Source organism: Polaribacter irgensii 23-P (assembly GCF_000153225.1).
Classification (GTDB): Bacteria; Bacteroidota; Bacteroidia; order Flavobacteriales; family Flavobacteriaceae; genus Polaribacter; species Polaribacter irgensii.
Genome location: NZ_CH724148.1, coordinates 2,624,354 through 2,642,857, shown reverse-complemented (window position 1 = coordinate 2,642,857; position 18,504 = coordinate 2,624,354). Strand labels below are relative to the sequence as shown.

Below are 18,504 nucleotides of genomic sequence, written 5' to 3'. Positions count from 1 at the left end.
AAAATCGAATCATGAAAAAATATATAAATATAATAGTAGTTATACTCACTTTCACGATCACAGTCTCTTGTAGTGATGATTTTTTAAACGAGCCTCCTTTAGATAGAATTACAGAAAATGATGTCTGGAATGATAAGAACCTAATGGATGCGTATCTATTTAAAATATATGATAGAATGCCTTGGGATTATTTAGCGGATTTTGGAGGTCCAGGATTTGGTACTCAAAGAGATGCCATTTCAGACCTTGCAAGAAGTACGTACTCTTGGACACAAGCTACAAATACTTACCGCACAGGAAATTGGGGAACAGTAAACAATACATGGCCTTTAGATTGGTGGGGTTACGATCTTATTTGGAAAATTAATTATTCTATAGAAAAGATAGCTTCAGCACCAGAAAATATATTAACGGTTGAAGAGCGTGATGAACGTTTAGGAGAATTGTATTTTTTAAGAGGGTATAGTTATTTCGCTTTAGTAAAGCGTTATGGCGGTGTTCCAATAATTTTAAATGCGCAGAACCCCGAGACAACTCCAGCAGCGGAGTACTATCCGGCAAGAAATACAGAAAAGGAAGTCTATGATCAAGTTATTTCTGACGCGCAAGCAGCCTTTACTTTATTACCAAATAGATGGTCTTCTCAAAAAGGAAGAGCTCCTAAATGGGCAGCCAAATCTTTAGAATCCAGAGCGGCGTTGTACGCAGCAAGTATCGCAAAGTATGGAACTGTTGCGTTAGAAGGCTTGGTGGGAATTCCGAATGCAGCAGCAAACGGATATTACCAAATCTCGTTGAGTGCTTCTCAGCAATTGATTACAGAGGCAGGCTACACATTGTTTGATAAATATCCAAATGCAGCAGATAATTATGCAAATTTATTTTTGGATGAAACGGATGATGAAACTATTTTTAGCAAAGTCTGGATTCCTTTTGAAAAAGGACATTCGTATGATTTACATAATGTACCGTTCAGTTATCGCGTGGATTGGGGTGGAAGTATGTCTCCAACAAAACAACTTTTAGATAGTTATGAAATGATAAGTACAGGTCTTTTGCCGAGTGAGCCAGGTTCAGGTTACGACGAAAGCAATCCTTTTGAGAACCGTGATCCCCGTTTGAAGGGCACGCTATTGACAAATAATGACGTTTTTCAAGGTGCGCCAGTAGAGCTCTGGTATGGGACAGAAACAGCTGGTGTTCTTGACACAGATAAAGGAACGGGAGTAGGAAAAGACGGCATTGGCGTGCATCCAGATGCAACTAAAACTGGGTTTTATATCAGAAAACACTTACAAGATGGTGTATCTCCACTCTTAATAACAGAGTACTATTCTGGTACAGATTGTGTTTTGTTTAGACTTGGGGAGATCTATTTAAACGCTGCTGAAGCTGCCGTAGAATTAGGATTGGAAACTTCCGCTCGTGATTATATAGCACCGATCAGAAGCAGAGCAGGTTTGCAACAAAATTTACGTTTAGATAGTTATTCAGGAGATGCGTTAAGAGATCGCATTCGGAACGAAAGAAAAGTAGAATTAGCTTTTGAAGATCAGCGTTATTGGGATGTTAGAAGATGGCGTATTGCAACGGAAGTGTTGAGTGTCCAGGTCGAAGGTTTAAAGACGAAAAGAACTATAGATGGTTTTGGAAATGCAACGTTTACTTTTGAAACTTTTGATGCAGAAGCAAGTAAAATGAACTTCTTTGAACGTCATTATTATTTGCCAATTGGTCAAGATAGAACAAACAACAATAACAAGCTTAAAGAGAATCCAGGGTACTAATGTCAATAAAAGTCAATAAAAATATAAGATATGAAAGCAATAAAATTTAGAAGTAAGTTTTTAATATTAGGGTTAATTTTAATTTTTTTGAGCTGTAATGAGCAGGCCGACGTTGTGGTTCCTCCACAAAGCGAAGATGCTGCGTACTTATTCTCATTTGACACTACGAACCCTAATAAGGTATTATTTACAGCAAATCCGGATGTAAAAACGTGGTATACACATTGGGATTTTGGTGATAATTCTTCGTCGGAGGGCGTAGAAGCTAGCAAAATATATTTAAAAAAAGGAGACTACAACGTGAGGTTCAAAGTTTTTACAGAAGGAGGGGAGGCTGAATCTACACAAACAATTGTTATTAATGAAGACTTTCAAGGTCCAAACATCCTTAAAAATGGTGCGTTTGATGGTTCAAATTCATGGAATGTTTTATCAATTTCTGACGGTGTAGCGGTTTCTTTTGATAATGACAATGCGCACTTTACTGGAGGCAGTTGGGGACAAGTGGGAATTTATCAAGCAGTGGATATCGTAGCCAACAATTTATACCAAATATCGATGGATATAAAAGGAGGTCCTTTATCGGATTCTTGGTTTGAAGTTTATGTTGGAATGGCAGTTCCTGAGCAAGGATCAGAATATGCAGGTGGCGGTATCAGAATGGGATTAAATACTTGGGGAGGATGTGGAAATGATCCTTTTGAGGGTGACTTTTCTGAGGTTAGTTGTGGTGGAACAGGAGCTACATTTAAGTTTCCTACTGCAGGAACTGCTTATTTAGTAATAAGAGGTGGTGGAAGTGATTATGGCGATAATGGGGTTATGATAGACAACATAGCGATTCGTTCACTTGAATAATTAGGGCAATTAAGAAATATATTTAGGAATGGTTGCCCTGTTTTGAGGGACTTATAAATAAAATTGAAACTAAAAGAAATTTACATTTTTTGAATATAGCTTTTCGATACAATGGGGTTGCAGTGCGATGGTGTGTCAAAAGAGCATGTATTAGCGAGTAGTCGATATGTATATTATAGTTTTAGTGAAGCGCAAGAAGTCCGCTGGTGGTATATTTTGTCGTACTTAAACACATATCTTTTTTAGATTACAAAGCGAATAGGGAATTAAAATAGGTTTAAATAAAAAAATACACATCTTAATTTAGATGTGTATTTTAAAATAAGCAGTACTTACACTTACTATGAAAAAACAGTTTTTTTTTATCGGCTTGCTATTTATATCCGTATTGGGTTTGAGTCAAGGTTTAAAAACTGATGGACAAAAAATTGTAAATTCAAACGGAGAAGAAGTCCTTTTAAGAGGAATGGGGCCTGGAGGATGGCAGATCATGGAGGGCTACATGATGAATACTTCTGGAGTGGCTGGTTCCCAGCACGCGATTAAAGAGAAATTAATCGATTTGATGGGTGAGCCGAATACAGAAACCTTTTTTAAGAAATGGAGAAAAAATCATTTTACAAAACGGGATGTAGATTCTCTAGCAGCCTGGGGTTTTAATAGTATTCGCATTCCGATGCACTACAACTTGTTTACATTACCTATAGAAGAGGAACCGATCACAGGTGAAAATACTTGGAGGGAAACCGGTTTTGAGTTAATCGACAATGTACTCGAATGGGCTGCACCTTATAATATGTATGTTATTCTTGATATGCATGCAACCCCCGGGGGGCAAGGGACAGGTTCAGAAATTAATGATTACGACCCTTCAAAACCGTCCTTGTGGGAACTTCAAGAAAACAGAGATAAGTTAGTGGCCTTATGGACCAGAATTGCAGCGCGATATAAAAACAACCAATGGATTGGAGGGTATGATTTAATCAATGAAACACATTGGGATTTAGGAAGTGAAAATGCTTTATTGAGAGCTGTTTTTGAAGATATTACTGCGGGCATTAGAGGCGAAGGTGATGATCATATTCTGTATATAGAGGGGAATGCTTATGCCAATGATTATAGAGGTTTATTGCCTCCATGGGATGATAATTTAGTATATAGTTTCCACAAGTATTGGAGCTTTAATACGAAACATGATCTAGATTGGATACTGCCATTGCGAGAAAAACACAATGTACCTTTATGGATGGGAGAGTCTGGAGAGAATTCTAATACCTGGTTTACAGACGCAATATCTCTTTTTGAAAACAATAATATTGGTTGGGCTTGGTGGACGATGCGTAAAGTTGGAGACATTGACAGTCCATATGCAATCGATATCAATCCAGGATATCAAAAAATAGTAGATTATTGGAAAGGGGAAGGGTTAAAGCCCACAGCGGAGGAAACCTTTGACGGTATGATGCAATTAGCTGAGAACTTGTTGGTTGAAAATAGTACATACAGAAAAGATGTTCCAGATGCAATAATTCGGCAAGCACAAACAGATGCAACGATTCCATACCACAGAAAGCCTACTGCGATCCCTGGGATACTATATGTTTCAGATTTTGATTTAGGTCAAAATAATTTTGCCTATTACGACACGGATGTTGCTGATTATAATCTTTCTACAGGGGAATACAAATCTTGGAACAGCGGTTGGTCTTATCGAAATGATGGAGTGGATATTGAAAAAAACAATGAAACTTCGAGTAGTAATGGATTCAATATCGGCTTTGTGCACAAAGGAGAGTGGACCAAATATACTGTTCAGGTTGATGAAACTGCAGTATATACAGCTCAGGTAAGGTTGGCTTCACAAGAAAGTGGAGGGGAGTTTTTTCTTGCTATGGATGATCAAGAGGTAACCATGAATCAAACCGTAAATTCAACAGGAGGTTGGACGGAATATAGCACTTTTGAAGTTGTCGATATTGCCCTCGAAGCGGGGGAGCACCGTTTAAAATTGCATTTTAACAACGATACTCCTTTTAATATTACTAGTATTGAATTTGAAAAAACAGGAACGGTTGCCAATCTTCAATTAAATGCATTAAATGGGAAGACAGGTATTGATGAAAAATCTATTGAACTCGCAATTAGTGAAACTGTTTCAGAGGCATTATTAGAGAGTTCTTTAAACCAGTTTACAGTGCTTGTCAATGGAGAAAAAAGAAGCATTATTTCGATTAATAAAGATGTGTTAAATGAGCGGTTTGTGGTATTAAATCTAGCTAAATTTTTAATTAAGACGGACACTATTAGTCTTAGCTATTCTGGAGCCATCATCCAGTCGAAATCTAAGAAGATATTGAATACGTTTGTAGATTTACCAATAAATAATATGTCTCCAAATCGGGTTGTGATTCCTGGGCTCATCGAAGTAGAGGATTATAACTATATGCTTGGGATGGGTTTAGAAGATTCGGAAGATCTTGGCGGAGGTAAAAATTTTGGATTTACAGACCCTGGTGATTATGCTGATTATTCAATTTTTGCTCCCAAAACAGGAAATTATGGCATTAAATTTCGAGTAGCGGGATATAGTGAAGGTAAGATTGGATTGTATTGGATAGATGAAAATGGCACTGAGCACGAGTTGGCAGTGGTTAGTACAGTAATTACGAATGGATGGCAAACTTGGGAAACAGTTTCTGATAACTTATTTATTAAGGAAGGACCTCATATTTTAAGAATGAAGATTCTAGCAGGCGGATTTAATTTTAATTGGATACGCTTTGAAAGTCCAGACCTAGATAATGACGGCGTTTTAGATGATGATGACTTGTGTCCAAATACCCCTGAGAATAAAATTGTAGATGTATTTGGGTGTGAAATATTTTCGCTACCCGCAGACAATTTTGCTATCACAGTAAAAGGTGAAACTTGCCGGGCTCAAAACAATGGAAGTATTTTTATTGCAGCCATAGAAAATAAAGATTACATCGCAACGATCGCAAAGAATGATTATGTAAGCACAAAAACATTTACGTCAGAAGTTGTTTTTGAGAATTTAACCTCTGGAATTTATACCGTTTGTATCACTATAAGCGGAAATGCTACATACACGCAATGCGCGGCAGTTATTGTAACAGAGCCAGTAGAGTTGTCAGTGATTGCTGCACTAAAAAAGGGTAGTATGCATAATGTTTCGGTAAGTTTAGGAGGTGGGAAATTATATTACGTAACTTTAAATGATGAAACTACAATTACGAATGAAAGCAAAATTGAGTTAGAGCTTGCAGCAGGAATCAATACTTTAAGTGTAAAAACGAGTACAGATTGTCAAGGTATCTACAAAGAAAGCATTTTGCTGAATAGTAAACCATATATATATCCTAACCCCATAAAAAATAATACGATTCATATTAACGCCATTTCATTTTATGGAAATCAAATTCTTGTTGAAATTTACGATTTGAAAGGGCAGTTGGTGTTTTCGAAACTTTATGAGATTACAAGCAGCCAATTAAATGTGGATGTATCAAATCTGCCAGAAGGTATTTATATGTTAAAAATGATATCAAAAGAAGAAATATTTCACTACAAAATTTTAAAATAATGGGTAGGTTTAAAAAAATAGTGGTCTTCTTTTTATTGATAGGTGGTCTTGCAATTTCTTGTAGTGAAAAAGAGAGCACCACAGAGGTTATTATGGATTCCCCAACCGCAGCAATGCTTATCTTTCCAGATAAGAATACAGAATGTAATGAGGGTGTTATCGTATCAAAGACAGAAACAGATGTATTATTTAAATGGGGAGAAACAGCCAATACAAGCGCTTATAGAATAACAATTACGAACTTAAATGACGCGACTTCACGAGCAATTAGAACGACGAAGAATGAGTTCTTGGTTCGGAGTCTAAGAGGAACTCCTTATTCTTGGGTTGTAAAGTCTGAGGCAATTATTGGTGATGAAACAGCTGATAGTGAGACATGGAAATTTTACAATGCAGGATTACCAGAAGAGAGTCATCCGCCATTCCCTGCAGAGGTTATTAGTCCGCAGATAGGTATGCGGTTAGATCCAGGAGAGATTGTGTTGCAATGGGAGGCATCTGACATTGACAATGATATTGCTTTTTATACTATTCTGTTGGATACGAGTAATTCGCCCGAAACAGTAATAGGAGCTACAGGTACAAATAGAGTAAAGGCGACCGTGGCATCAGGATTAATATATTATTGGAAAGTAATTACAACAGACGCATTAGGAAATGTATCCTATTCACAAACTTTTCAATTTAGAGTAAATTAAAAAATTAATTGCAAATTAAAATAAATTAAAATTATGAAAAAAAGATATTATCAATATTTGTTAAGTTTTTTCCTATTGGGAGTTCTTGTAATGTCATTTAAAACAAAAGAAAAAGAGGCCGTGGGTGTGCCTATATCTGAGTCTTGGGAAATCGATTTTCAAGATGATTTTGACACTTTTAATACTGAGAATTGGCAAGACCAGCGCATTTGGGTAAATAATGAAACGCATTGTTATGTTCCAGATAACAAATATGGAACTCGGGAAGTAAGTGACGGTACATTAAAATTAAAAGTGATAAACACAGGAGCGCAAAAACCTTGTGACAACTTTGATAAAAATGGAGTACAACATCCAGATACCCAATATGTAGCAGGTAGGATTACCACAAAAAATAAGCACGAATTTATAAAAGGAAAATGGACAGCGCGACTTAGATTATCTAGTAATGGAGAGCCAAGTATGTTTCCTGCATGGTGGCTTTTAGGTGCTGAAAACAATGAATCTCCTGTGCAAGAAGCCAATGAAAATGTGTGTTGGCCGTTAACGGGATCTGGTGAAATTGATATTTTTGAACATCACGGAGATCACCAGAAAAATCATTATACTACAGGAGCTATAAAGAGTTTAGGCGAATGCGATAAAGGAGATTGGTGGAGTTTACGAAAAGGTTTTGACGTGAGTTTAAATGAATATCATGAATACTCTGTTGAATGGGAAAATAGCGACTTGGTGTATCGAGTAGACGCAAAAGAAGTATATAGAAATGTAGGTCAAGGAGATCAATATCCTGAAAAGATGTTTGCTATATTAAATTTTGCTAAAATTACAGATGCACCAATGAAGGGCGAATGGGTAATGGAAGTAGCTTGGGTAAAGCACGAGTTCAGAAAGTAAAAAGATTTAATCATTGAAAGTTCACAACATGTCTATTAAAAAACATCAAATTATACTTTTCTTTGCAGTGCACGCAATGTTTTATTCTTGCCAAGTGCAAACTAATATCAATGCAGATGCAAGTATTGAAAAAAAAGTAGATTCTATATTGTCTTTGATGACGCTTGAAGAAAAAATAGGGCAAATGTCGCAAGTGAGACATTTTGATGACCTTGTATCAGATATAGATATTGCAACAAAGTTCATCGGTTCGGTAATTCATACACAAGGGCCTGCTCCGGGAAGTGAAGCTATAGGATGGCAAAATAGATTTAGAGCATTGCAGGAAAAAGCACTGTCTACGCGTTTAGGAATTCCCTTAATTTTTGCCGTGGATGCTGTACATGGTCAAAATACTTTTCAAGGAGCTACTATATTTCCTCACAATATTGGAATGGGAGCAACTGGAAATAGTACTTTAGTTAAAGAGGCTGCTGCAATCACCGCCATAGAGACGCAGGCAACAGGGTTTAACTGGACTTTTTCTCCATGCATTGCCATTCCCTATAATGAAAAGTGGGGCAGAGTATATGAGGCATATTCTGAAAGCACTGCACTTACAACCGAAATGGCAACAGCATCGATAGAAGGACATCAAGGCGATTTGAAATCGAATCGTACCGTGATGGCTACAGCAAAACATTTTGTGGGAGACGGTGCTACTGATTATGGAGTTGAAGGAGGTGACACTTCGCTTTCAATGAATGAAATTTCAGAAAGGTTACTCCCTCCATATAGGGCGGCTGTTGCTGCAAAAGTAGGTGCCGTTATGGCGTCTTTTAATACTTTGTCGGGAATTCCAATGCATTCAAATAAAACTTTAATTAATGACACATTAAAAGCAAGTATGGGCTTTGATGGTATCGTAGTTACAGACTGGAAAGGGTATTCTCGTTTCGGAGGTAGAGCTGTGATAAATGCGGGCGTTGATATGGTTATGGCTGTAGATGGCGACTTAGATTTTTTTCAAAAAGATGTGCTTGTTGCCGTGGCTGATAAAACAATTGCTTTGAGCAGAATTGATGATGCAGTTCGAAGAATATTAAGACAAAAATTTAGATTGGGTTTGTTTGAAAATCCGTTTCCAGACGCTTCTTTAATTTCAGAGATAGGAAAGCAGGCTCACCGAAACAAAGCAAGACAAGCGGTTCGTGAGTCTTTAGTACTGTTAAAGAATAATAAAAATATATTGCCAATAGATAAAAAAATTCATAAAATTGTAGTCGTTGGAGAACATGCGAACAATTCGGGATTACAGTCGGGAGGCTGGACTATAAATTGGCAAGGTACTGGGGAAAATTACAAAGGAGCAACTACTATTTTAGAGGGTATTAAGGCAGTTACTTCTGCAGAAGTAGTGTATGACAAAGAAGCTTCAGAGGATCATTTTGATGCCGATATTGCGATTATTGTGGTTGGGGAAACTCCTTATGCAGAAATGTTTGGAGATATAAATGAAGGTTCAACAGATCGAAAATTGACTTTAAGCGAGGCACATCAAAAGTACATCGCAACGTTTAGCGATAAGGGCATAAAAACGGTTGTTGTTTTAATTTCGGGAAGACCTTTAGTAGTTACAGAGCAATTGCAACAGGCAGACGCGTTTGTGGCTGCATGGCTCCCAGGTTCAGAAGGAGATGGAATTGCAGAGGTGCTCTTTGGAGATTATAATTTTAAAGGTAAATTGCCGCATTCGTGGCCAAAATCTACTGCAGATTTTAAAGGAAAGTACGGTATCAATTTTTGGGATACATCCAGAAAACCACTTTTTGAATTTGGATATGGTTTAAAATATTAAAAAAAAATGCAATGATACATAAAAGGCACTTCTCACTATTGGCATTAATTGTTGTTTGCGCAACGATACTTCAGTGTAAAAACAAAACAAATGATGTCGAAACAAACGTTTATAATTCAGAAATTATAAAAGGGAAAGTATACACAACTTCGCACAAGTCGGAATTAAAACTTTCTTTAACATCTGAAATTATGTTTTCAAAATTTAAACAACCTTTAGAGACTGATATTGATATCGTAGTAAGTCCAAATAAAGAATTTCAGGAGTTTGTGGGTATTGGAGCAGCTTTAACTGATGCTGCCGCTGAAACATTTTATAAGTTATCAGACAAAAATCAGAAGTTATTTTTAGAGGCTTACTTTGACACCGAGAAGGGTATTGGGTACTCTTTGGCAAGAACCATTATACATAGTTGTGACTTTTCAACGGAAAGCTATACTTATGTAGAAGAGGGAGATACAGACTTGAAAACATTTTCTATAGCACACGACAGAAAGTATAGAATTCCATTTACAAAAAGAGCAATTCAGGCTGCAGGAGGAAGTTTGACAATGTATGCTAGTCCATGGAGTCCACCAGCGTTTATGAAAACGAACAATAGTATGCTAAAAGGAGGAAAGCTGAAAAAAGAATTTTATCAACCTTGGGCAAACTATTATTCAAAATTTATAAAGGCCTATGAAAAAGAGGGAATTCCTATTTGGGGTCTTTCCATTCAAAATGAACCGATGGCAGTGCAGCGTTGGGAGTCTTGTATTTATACGGCAGCGGAAGAACGCGATTTTTTAAAATATTATTTAGGCCCCACCTTAGAAAAAGACGGTTTAGGAGACAAAAAAATCATCATTTGGGATCACAATAGAGATTTGTTATTTCAACGTGCAAGTACAATTTTAAATGATCCAGAGGCTGCAAAATATGTATGGGGAACAGGTTTTCATTGGTATGAAGATTGGAAAGATGATACGCCAATGTTTAAGAATGTAGCCAGTGTAAATGAGGCATATCCTGATAAAAAGTTAATATTTACCGAAGGGTGTAATGAGGGCTATGATCTCGAAAGGTTAGCGAATGAAGATCCAAAGTTAGCAGAGCGCTATGGAAAATCGATGATCAATGATTTTAACAACGGCACAGCCGCATGGACAGATTGGAACATACTTTTAGACGAAACTGGAGGTCCAAACCACGTGGGTAATTTATGCTTTGCCCCAGTGCATGGAAATACGAAAACAGATGAATTGACATTTACAAATACGTTTTACTACATTGGTCATTTTTCTAAATTTATTCGACCAGGAGCAAAGAGAATTAGTAGTGTTTCTAGCTCTAATAGTATTATTTCTACAGCTTTTAAGAATGAAAATAACACGATCGCAGTCATTGCGATGAATACAGCTGATCAACCTTTAGAGTATACCATTACGATTGACTTAAAAACTGCAAAATTAAAGTTAGCAGCGCATTCCATACAAACTATTGTTTTAAATTAATTTGTCATTATGAGTAAAAAACTAACTTTTATAGCACTTGTAGTTTCCCTAGGAGGCTTTCTTTTTGGATTTGACGCAGGAATCATCTCTGGAGTGATGTCTTTTGCGGGTCCTGAATTTGATTTAAATGAAATTCAGTCAGGATGGGTGGTAAGTGCGCCTTCATTTGCAGCAATGTTTGCGATGTTATTTTCAGGGAGAATAAGTGACTTTATTGGAAGAAAGAAAACACTTCTTTTTGTAGCTTTTCTATACGCTATTTCTGCAGTATCGTCCGCATTGGCGATCTCGTATGAAATGTTATATTTTGCTCGGATCATAGGAGGTGTTGCTTTTGGAGCAGCCTTGGTTTTAGCACCCATTTACATCGCTGAAATTTCAACTTCAGAGAACAGGGGCAAGTTGGTCTCTTTACAGCAATTAAACATTGTGTTTGGTTTTTTTGCTGCCTTTTTGAGTAATTATTTCTTCAACAAATACAATGGTGTTGAAAGTAGTTCTCTAACGGATGAAACCGTGTGGAGATGGATGTTAGGCGTGGAGTTATTGCCTGCAATATTGTATTTTGTTTTCTTGTTTTTTGTTCCTAAAAGTCCGCGTTGGTTGTATTTAAAAGGAAGATTCGACGAAGCGAAAGAAGTATTGACATTAATTCATGGAAGTGAACGAGGGGCTTTAGAAATTGAAGCGATTGAAAAAAACATTGTCGCAGACAAACACAGGGCTCCTTTAAAGATGAAAGATGTTTTAAAGCCATCACTGCGCTTTATATTGGTGGTTGGATTAATTGTGGGGGTTTTGCAGCAAATTACAGGAATAAATGCCGTATATTTTTATGCTACTTCTATTTTTAAACAGACAGGAATTGGCACGGATGCTGCTTTTTCATCTGGGGTTTTATTAAGCACAATTTCAGTTGTTTTTACTTTTGTTGCCATTTATTTAATAGATAGAATGGGAAGGAGACCACTACTTTTAGTAGGCACTGCTGGGATAGCAGTGAGTCTACTGCTCTGCGCGTACGGCTTTCGTCAAGCAACATATCAAGTCTCTAAAGAAAATATCAATCAGTTCGAATTCTCTGACGCTCAGAAACTACTGCCTTTAGCCGATATAGTATATGACAACGATGTTGCTTTTAAAAGTGCTGCGAAAGAGGCTCTGGGCAATAAGGTGTATGCCAAAAACGACGGAGCTATCTTAGAGGCTGCAACGACGATAAATGCCAATTTAATATTGATTGGTATTTTAGGTTTTATTGCCTGTTTTGCATTTTCTTTAGGTCCCGTAATGTGGGTGTTGTTGTCCGAGTTGTATCCTATCAAATATCGCGGTTTGGCAATCGGGGTCATTGCTTTTATTAATTCTTTAATTAGTTCACTAGTACAATTAGTTTTTCCTTGGGAGTTGTCAAATTTGGGAAATGCTCTAAGCTTTTTTATCTTCGGTGCGATTGCATTGGTCGGATTTTTTATCCTCTTGAAAATACTACCGGAGACGAAAGGAAAGTCTTTAGAGGAGCTAGAATTGGAGTTTGTTAAAAATTAAGGGATCTCATAATGTTTAACAAACGCTAGTTTTCAGTAGATTTATATTGATCTTTTTAGCACTTCTAAAATTGCTTTGAATAAGAAACGAAGTAATTTATTTTATCAAAGTATAATTAAAGTTGTAGAATGGATAACAATAGTTACTTTTAATTCAGAAAGTAATGGGAGTCATAAAAATAATTGATTTTAAGTACTTTATGTTATATTTTTAATAAATAAGTATAAAATTAACAACAAATAAGTGTTAAATACTCTTAAATGGTGTGCCGATAATAGTGTTTAAATAACCTAAAGCACCAGCCGTCCAAAATAGCTGGCTTTTTTTATGCCTTAATTTTAATTAACTAATTTAGCATTTTACAAAAACAATGAAAACAATGAAAACAATGAAAACTATTAAAAAATTTGGAATTTTACTTTTAACAGTATTAATCGTTGCTTGTAGTAGTGATGATGATAACACGTGTAATGTTTCAGATGCTTCTCTTGTAGGAACTTGGGTTGGTACTGATAATGATGGTATGGGTCCTTACGCTATTACATTTGTATTTAAAGATAATGGAACGGGTAGTCTTGATGATAGTGAAGAAATTACTGCTTTTGATTACACATCAAACGATTCACAAATAAATTTGTCAATTTCAGGTAGCGATATTGTTACCTTCAATTATGAATTTGATACTTGTGATCAAGTAAGTATTGACAAATCACGTGATCCTGGTGAGGAGGCAGACATAGTAGTTTTTACTAGACAATAATAGTTAATTTGATATAAAGTATAAAAAGGTTATCATTTTGATAGCCTTTTTTTTAACAACAAAAGCATCCTTCATTTTACATTACCTCAACCTAAATAACAATCTTTACTATTTAACTATTTAAGATTACAAGCCATTCTATTACTTTAGGATGTTTTTTTTATGACCAATCCAAAGGTTCATTAATATTACGTGATATGCTTGTAGTTTTAAGTAAAGCATAAGGCATTAACTTTATAAACAGTCCTAACCTTTTTTTAGGTTCTAATAATTCTAATCTTTCTTGTATTTCTTCCAGTTCCTGATATAATATATCTTTTAATAAAGTTCTTAATTCTTTTGTCAATCTATTAGGTGTACCCTTCTCTCTTCCTTCGTATTTATTACCTGTTGTATTTGCCATACTATTTAATACTACTATAGTTTATAATTTTCAGAATAAGAAATACCATACTTTATATTATCTGATTTAATGAATTTATTTACGTGAAAAGTTGCACCTAAACGGTAAACAATTTGCCAAATACACAAATCACCATTTTCATCAAAGACTACACTCTCGGCTTCTGTCCATCTAAAAATAGCTGTTTGACCTTCTTTCGTTTTTGATGGTTCAAAACTAATACCTTTTATTTCAACTAATGCTGTATCTATATCTTTGGCATAACCTACCGCTAAATTTAAGAATATCACATCTTTAGGCATATAGAGGTAAACGCCGTTATTCCATATCATTGGGTCATTATCGCTATTAGAAATTAGAGAAATCTCCACTTTTTTGTCATAAAATTCAATAACTTCATCTTATCCTTCTCTTCAAAAATTCAAGTATTTTTTAAATGTAGTCTCTTTAATTTCTCGATACTCTTTTGTTTTTTCACCTTTTAAAATTGCATTAAAATACAACTGTATAATTGGTAAATACAGTGTGTTTTCTTTTATTTGTTTTATAGTTTTGTTAGTCTTTTAGAAATACAAAACTATTTATTTATTTATTACGCCGCTCAAAAAAAAGAAGTCAAAATTTTGATGTCAATATTGATTATTAACGATCCATCTCGTTAATAAAAGTTTCTATAATGTTTACTATTTCACTTAAGATTCTATTTTCAATTGATTAATGTTTTCAAATAATAGGCTTTCTATCTGTTATAAAATTTAACTATTTATCACGCAATATTTATCTTTCTTTATGGATAAAATTTTTATGGTATTTGGTATTTTTTATGATGATGGTTTAATTTTTTTACAAATACTTTGATCCTTGAACGAATACAAAAATAAGACCGCATAAACTTGCTGTTTCGTTTTCAAGTTACGGTCTTTTTAATTCGCCTAGATTTTTACACGTTTCTTTTAGCTAATCAATAGTCCTCTTTTAACTTTCTTTCTGACTTATGCTATCAATTTCTCAAACCATAATTTAGGCCCAATATCTTCTGAATTATGAGTATTTCAAATTTAAAAATTAGAAGTATAAATAGTATGAAATAAATTTTTAAGCAATTGAATTAATTGTTTTGAGGTGAATTTTTATTACCAATAGTTTAAAGTGATAAAAATTTAAATTATTATGTATTTTGTTCAAGCTATAGCCAATATTATGAGCGAAAATAAATATATTGATGATTTAGGGGTTGAATATGATACGCAGGCGGATTATTGTAACTCCCCAAATTTAGATTTTGATATAATTTACAACTATCTCGCTAGAGGTAAACGAACACCGCAAAACATCGAGGAGAAAACATGGCAAAAAGGAGGTAAACAGCCGTTAAGAAATGGTGGTGACGATATTTCTTTTGACTAGTCCAATTAAAATTACAGATAATAAAAAATATAAGTTACCCTAAATTTTTGTTTTCACTAAATATTCTGCAGTGTTGTAAACTTGTTATATTTTTGTTGGTGTTGCTTTTTCTTTTAAAGGATTAGCGATTTTAAAGTTAATCAACCTAGTTCGTTGCCGCATTTATTATGCCATACCTCATAACATTTAAGGTTGGGAAACAATATTTCATTAGATTTTTTAATTCTTCAATTTTCTTTTTTTTTTCAGGTTGTAAACATTTTCAACTTCTAACCCAATGAAATCTGGTAAATAAATATTTGAAATAATTGCGTTCTTTCCATTTCAACTAGTGTGATTAGCTTACTTGATCTTTATTTAATAATGTCTGACAAAATAGCATGGCTATAAATTAAAACGGTTTAATTTTAAAGCTTAATTAATGTGATTTTAAAGCTCTTTTATTTTTTTGCCATTAAAAGCCATGGTAAGCATTTTTTTATTTCTCACCTCGTTATCCTTATATGATCGCTCAAATACAGATGTGCCTGTTCAATGTTTAGAAACTCCAACATTATATTTTTTTAATAAATATTTTACGATCTTACAATTTCATCAACTAACAAAATAATAAATAAATAATTTTGTGTTATAGTTGATACTTTTTTATGTGAACTCAACATTTATAAAACTGTTTGGTGTTGGTTTCATCAGGGGTTTTATTAAGTACAATTTCGGTTGATTTTACTTTTGTTGCCATTTATTTAATAGATAGAATGGACAGGAGACCACTACTTTTAGTATTCACTGCTGGAATTGCAGTGAGTCTGCTGTTATGCGCGTACGGCTTTCATCAAGCAACATATCAAGTCTTTAAAGAAATATCCATCAGTTCGAATTCTCTGACGCTTAAAAACTATTGTCCTTAGTGTATATTTCATATGACAACGATGTTGCTTTTAAAAAGGCTGTAAAAGAGGCTTTGGGCATTACGGTATATGCCAAAAATGACGGAACTATCTTAGAGGTTGCAACGACGATAAGTGCCAATGTATATTGGTTTTTTTAGTACTTCTAAAATTGCTTTGAATAAAAAACGAAGTAATTTTACTATAGTACGATTAAGGCGAAATTATTGTTAGAGGTATTTACTTTCCAATACAAAAATTAGAAAAAATATGTCCTAAAATATCTTTGTCAACGTCATAATCACCAGTGATGGCTCCTAAGTGACGCAGGCATTCTCGGATATCTATTGAAAATAAATCCGTAGAAATTTCCAATTCGATTCCCTGTTGTACAGAGCTGATAGCTCTTAGAGCATTATTCAAGGCTTCAAAATGCCGAGAATTGGTTACAATCGTTTCATTATTGCTCAAGGCACCAATATTTACCAAATCGGTCAGCTCAGATTTCAACGCTTCAACGCCCGTATTATTTTTTGCAGAGAGTAAAATTAGGTTTTCAATTTCAGTTTGCAGCTCTGCTTTTTCTGAAGCCAATAAAGTGTCTATTTTGTTTGCAATAACCAGTACTCTTTTCGTCGGGAAGCGGCTTTTTATAGTGTCAATTTCAGTTAAAAATTGGGGTTGATTGTGATTGAATTTATTGGCATCAATTAGGAAAACAATGAGCTGGGCATTGTCCGCTTTTTCATACGCTTTTTTAATACCAATACTTTCTATAATGTCTATGGTCTCTCTAATCCCTGCAGTATCTATAAAACGAAACGCAACACCTGCAATGATTAATTCATCTTCAATGGCATCCCGCGTAGTTCCCGCAATTTCAGAAACAATGGCTTTTTCTTCGTTTAGCAACGTGTTTAATAAGGTCGATTTCCCAACGTTAGGTTCACCAATAATAGCTACAGGAATTCCATTTTTCATCGCATTACCGAAAGAAAAAGAATCGATTAAACGTTTTAATACAAAGGTTATCTGCACCACTAGCTCTTTGAATTTCGTTCGGTCTGCAAACTCCACATCCTCCCCAGAAAAATCTAATTCTAACTCAATTAAAGCGGCGAAATCTAATAATTGGGCACGCAACTCTTTTAGTTCATTGGTGATACCACCACGCATCTGTTGAATGGCCATTTGGTGACTCGCAGCAGAATTAGAAGCAATGACATCAGCAACAGCTTCTGCTTGGCTTAAATCCATCTTAGCGTTTAGGAAGGCACGCATTGTGAACTCTCCATTATTTGCCATTCTGCAACCTTTTCGGAGAAATAATTGTATAATTTCTTGTTGAATAAAACTAGAGCCATGACAGGAAATTTCAACAACATTTTCACCTGTATACGATTTTGGATTTTTGAAAATAGAGACTAGAACTTCATCCAATACACTTTTATTATCAACGATATGTCCGAGGTGAATGGTATGTGTTTTCTGATCTTTTAGATATTTGTTTTTTTGAATAGACTTAAAATTTGCTTCAACTATCGGAATGGCTTGTTCTCCAGAAAGTCTAATTACAGAAATTGCACCAACACCAGAAGGCGTAGCCAAAGCAATAATGGTATCGTTTTGAATCATACAACAAATATACGCCGCATAATTAAGCTGAAAAACTCTTTTTATTTTAAAGTTTTCACAATCTAAAATGTACAGATACTGGGGAGATAGATTTTATAGATACAGTTGGTTTAGCCAAGTGTCAAGTTGAATTGCGCTTTTTTTGAAATGTAAGATTTAAAAACGCGCAGAGTTGAGGCTTATATATTTTTAATAATATCTTCATATTCATAGAAAAAATCCTCAAATTTTGGCATTGTTTTTAGAAAGAACTGAAAACAGTCACTCCATGTATTCTTGTCATGAATGCTAAATTTTTTTTCAAAAGGAACATAAATTCTATGAATTTTTTTACCCGATTCAAGTTCAAAAGCGTCGTTGAAGAGAATGTCTGGAATTTCAGCGGTGATCAGTAATTTTAGAGAAAGCAATTGATCATAGTAGAGAAGATTTACCAATTCATCTGGGTTCTCAATATCGAGACATACGGCCGCATTTTTTCGATCAGCTACAAATTTAAAAGAGACTCCTTTCATTTCGGTGTTGTATAGAAGCCATTTTCTTGGAAAGGATTTCCCAAAGCTTATCCAAAATTCTTTGCGTAATAAAGTAGCTTCTTCTTTGCTAAACATTGAGTCTAAAGATCGGTTTTTAAGGATTTAATAATGCAAATAGAGTTTGCTTACAAGCTATATCGAAGTGTGTTTTGGA

The 18,504-nt window shown here is 34.9% G+C and carries 16 protein-coding genes; 12 read left to right on the top strand and 4 right to left on the bottom strand.

Features of this window, described 5'->3' with window-relative positions; genetic code table 11:
• Positions 1 to 11: 11 nt before the first annotated feature.
• The 9 genes from PI23P_RS11775 to PI23P_RS11735 all read left to right on the top strand — a co-directional run bounded on the left by PI23P_RS11775 (position 12) and on the right by PI23P_RS11735 (position 13,482).
• Positions 12 to 1,787 (top strand): RagB/SusD family nutrient uptake outer membrane protein, encoded by a 1,776-nt coding sequence (locus PI23P_RS11775; RefSeq protein WP_004571098.1) that lies wholly within the window; start codon positions 12 to 14, stop codon positions 1,785 to 1,787.
• 30 nt (positions 1,788 to 1,817) lie between these two features.
• Positions 1,818 to 2,645: a PKD domain-containing protein gene (locus PI23P_RS11770; RefSeq protein ID WP_004571097.1), complete on the top strand. Its 828-nt coding sequence runs from the start codon at positions 1,818 to 1,820 to the stop codon at positions 2,643 to 2,645.
• A 343-nt stretch (positions 2,646 to 2,988) separates the two neighbouring features.
• Positions 2,989 to 6,249 carry a carbohydrate-binding protein gene (locus PI23P_RS11765; protein ID WP_004571096.1) on the top strand — a complete coding sequence of 1,087 codons (3,261 nt, stop codon included), beginning with the start codon at positions 2,989 to 2,991 and terminating at the stop codon, positions 6,247 to 6,249.
• Complete coding sequence (locus PI23P_RS11760) at positions 6,249 to 6,947, top strand: fibronectin type III domain-containing protein (RefSeq protein ID WP_004571095.1); 699 nt, start codon at positions 6,249 to 6,251, stop codon at positions 6,945 to 6,947. Before PI23P_RS11765 ends, PI23P_RS11760 begins: the two co-directional genes overlap by 1 nt.
• Before the next feature lie 33 nt (positions 6,948 to 6,980).
• On the top strand, positions 6,981 to 7,844 hold the full coding sequence (locus PI23P_RS11755) for a glycoside hydrolase family 16 protein (protein ID WP_238300032.1): 864 nt from the start codon (positions 6,981 to 6,983) through the stop codon (positions 7,842 to 7,844).
• A gap of 28 nt (positions 7,845 to 7,872) precedes the next feature.
• Positions 7,873 to 9,681 (top strand): glycoside hydrolase family 3 protein, encoded by a 1,809-nt coding sequence (locus PI23P_RS11750; protein WP_004571093.1) that lies wholly within the window; start codon positions 7,873 to 7,875, stop codon positions 9,679 to 9,681.
• A gap of 11 nt (positions 9,682 to 9,692) precedes the next feature.
• Positions 9,693 to 11,174 (top strand): glycoside hydrolase family 30 protein, encoded by a 1,482-nt coding sequence (locus tag PI23P_RS11745; RefSeq protein ID WP_238300031.1) that lies wholly within the window; start codon positions 9,693 to 9,695, stop codon positions 11,172 to 11,174.
• Positions 11,175 to 11,183: 9 nt separating this feature from the next.
• A complete protein-coding gene (locus PI23P_RS11740; protein WP_004571091.1) occupies positions 11,184 to 12,722 on the top strand; it encodes a sugar porter family MFS transporter in 1,539 nt (512 codons plus the stop codon).
• 370 nt (positions 12,723 to 13,092) lie between these two features.
• Positions 13,093 to 13,482, top strand: a complete 390-nt coding sequence (locus PI23P_RS11735) for a hypothetical protein (RefSeq protein WP_004571090.1) — start codon at positions 13,093 to 13,095, stop codon at positions 13,480 to 13,482.
• 160 nt (positions 13,483 to 13,642) lie between these two features.
• Here PI23P_RS11735 and PI23P_RS11730 read toward each other — a convergent pair whose 3' ends face one another.
• Together PI23P_RS11730 and PI23P_RS12705 are read right to left on the bottom strand one after the other, a co-directional pair.
• The gene (locus PI23P_RS11730; protein ID WP_004571089.1) at positions 13,643 to 13,885 is read right to left on the bottom strand and encodes a hypothetical protein; all 243 of its coding nucleotides are present in this window, start codon (positions 13,883 to 13,885) and stop codon (positions 13,643 to 13,645) included.
• A gap of 14 nt (positions 13,886 to 13,899) precedes the next feature.
• Positions 13,900 to 14,256, bottom strand: a complete 357-nt coding sequence (locus PI23P_RS12705) for a hypothetical protein (protein ID WP_004571088.1) — start codon at positions 14,254 to 14,256, stop codon at positions 13,900 to 13,902.
• 829 nt (positions 14,257 to 15,085) lie between these two features.
• On the opposite strand from PI23P_RS12705, the gene PI23P_RS11715 reads away from it, so the two are divergent.
• From PI23P_RS11715 to PI23P_RS12800, 3 genes are all read left to right on the top strand, one after another.
• Positions 15,086 to 15,292 carry a hypothetical protein gene (locus tag PI23P_RS11715; protein WP_238300030.1) on the top strand — a complete coding sequence of 69 codons (207 nt, stop codon included), beginning with the start codon at positions 15,086 to 15,088 and terminating at the stop codon, positions 15,290 to 15,292.
• Between the two features lie 755 nt (positions 15,293 to 16,047).
• The gene (locus PI23P_RS12805; protein ID WP_238300048.1) at positions 16,048 to 16,200 is read left to right on the top strand and encodes a hypothetical protein; all 153 of its coding nucleotides are present in this window, start codon (positions 16,048 to 16,050) and stop codon (positions 16,198 to 16,200) included.
• Positions 16,191 to 16,340 (top strand): hypothetical protein, encoded by a 150-nt coding sequence (locus PI23P_RS12800; RefSeq protein ID WP_004571086.1) that lies wholly within the window; start codon positions 16,191 to 16,193, stop codon positions 16,338 to 16,340. The genes PI23P_RS12805 and PI23P_RS12800 overlap by 10 nt, the downstream gene beginning before the upstream one ends.
• 79 nt (positions 16,341 to 16,419) lie before the next feature.
• Here PI23P_RS12800 and mnmE read toward each other — a convergent pair whose 3' ends face one another.
• Positions 16,420 to 17,814 carry a tRNA uridine-5-carboxymethylaminomethyl(34) synthesis GTPase MnmE gene (gene mnmE, locus PI23P_RS11710; RefSeq protein ID WP_004571085.1) on the bottom strand — a complete coding sequence of 465 codons (1,395 nt, stop codon included), beginning with the start codon at positions 17,812 to 17,814 and terminating at the stop codon, positions 16,420 to 16,422.
• A 179-nt stretch (positions 17,815 to 17,993) separates the two neighbouring features.
• Positions 17,994 to 18,425, bottom strand: coding sequence for a DUF4268 domain-containing protein (locus PI23P_RS11705; RefSeq protein WP_004571084.1), 432 nt, complete (start codon positions 18,423 to 18,425; stop codon positions 17,994 to 17,996).
• Positions 18,426 to 18,504: the final 79 nt, after the last annotated feature.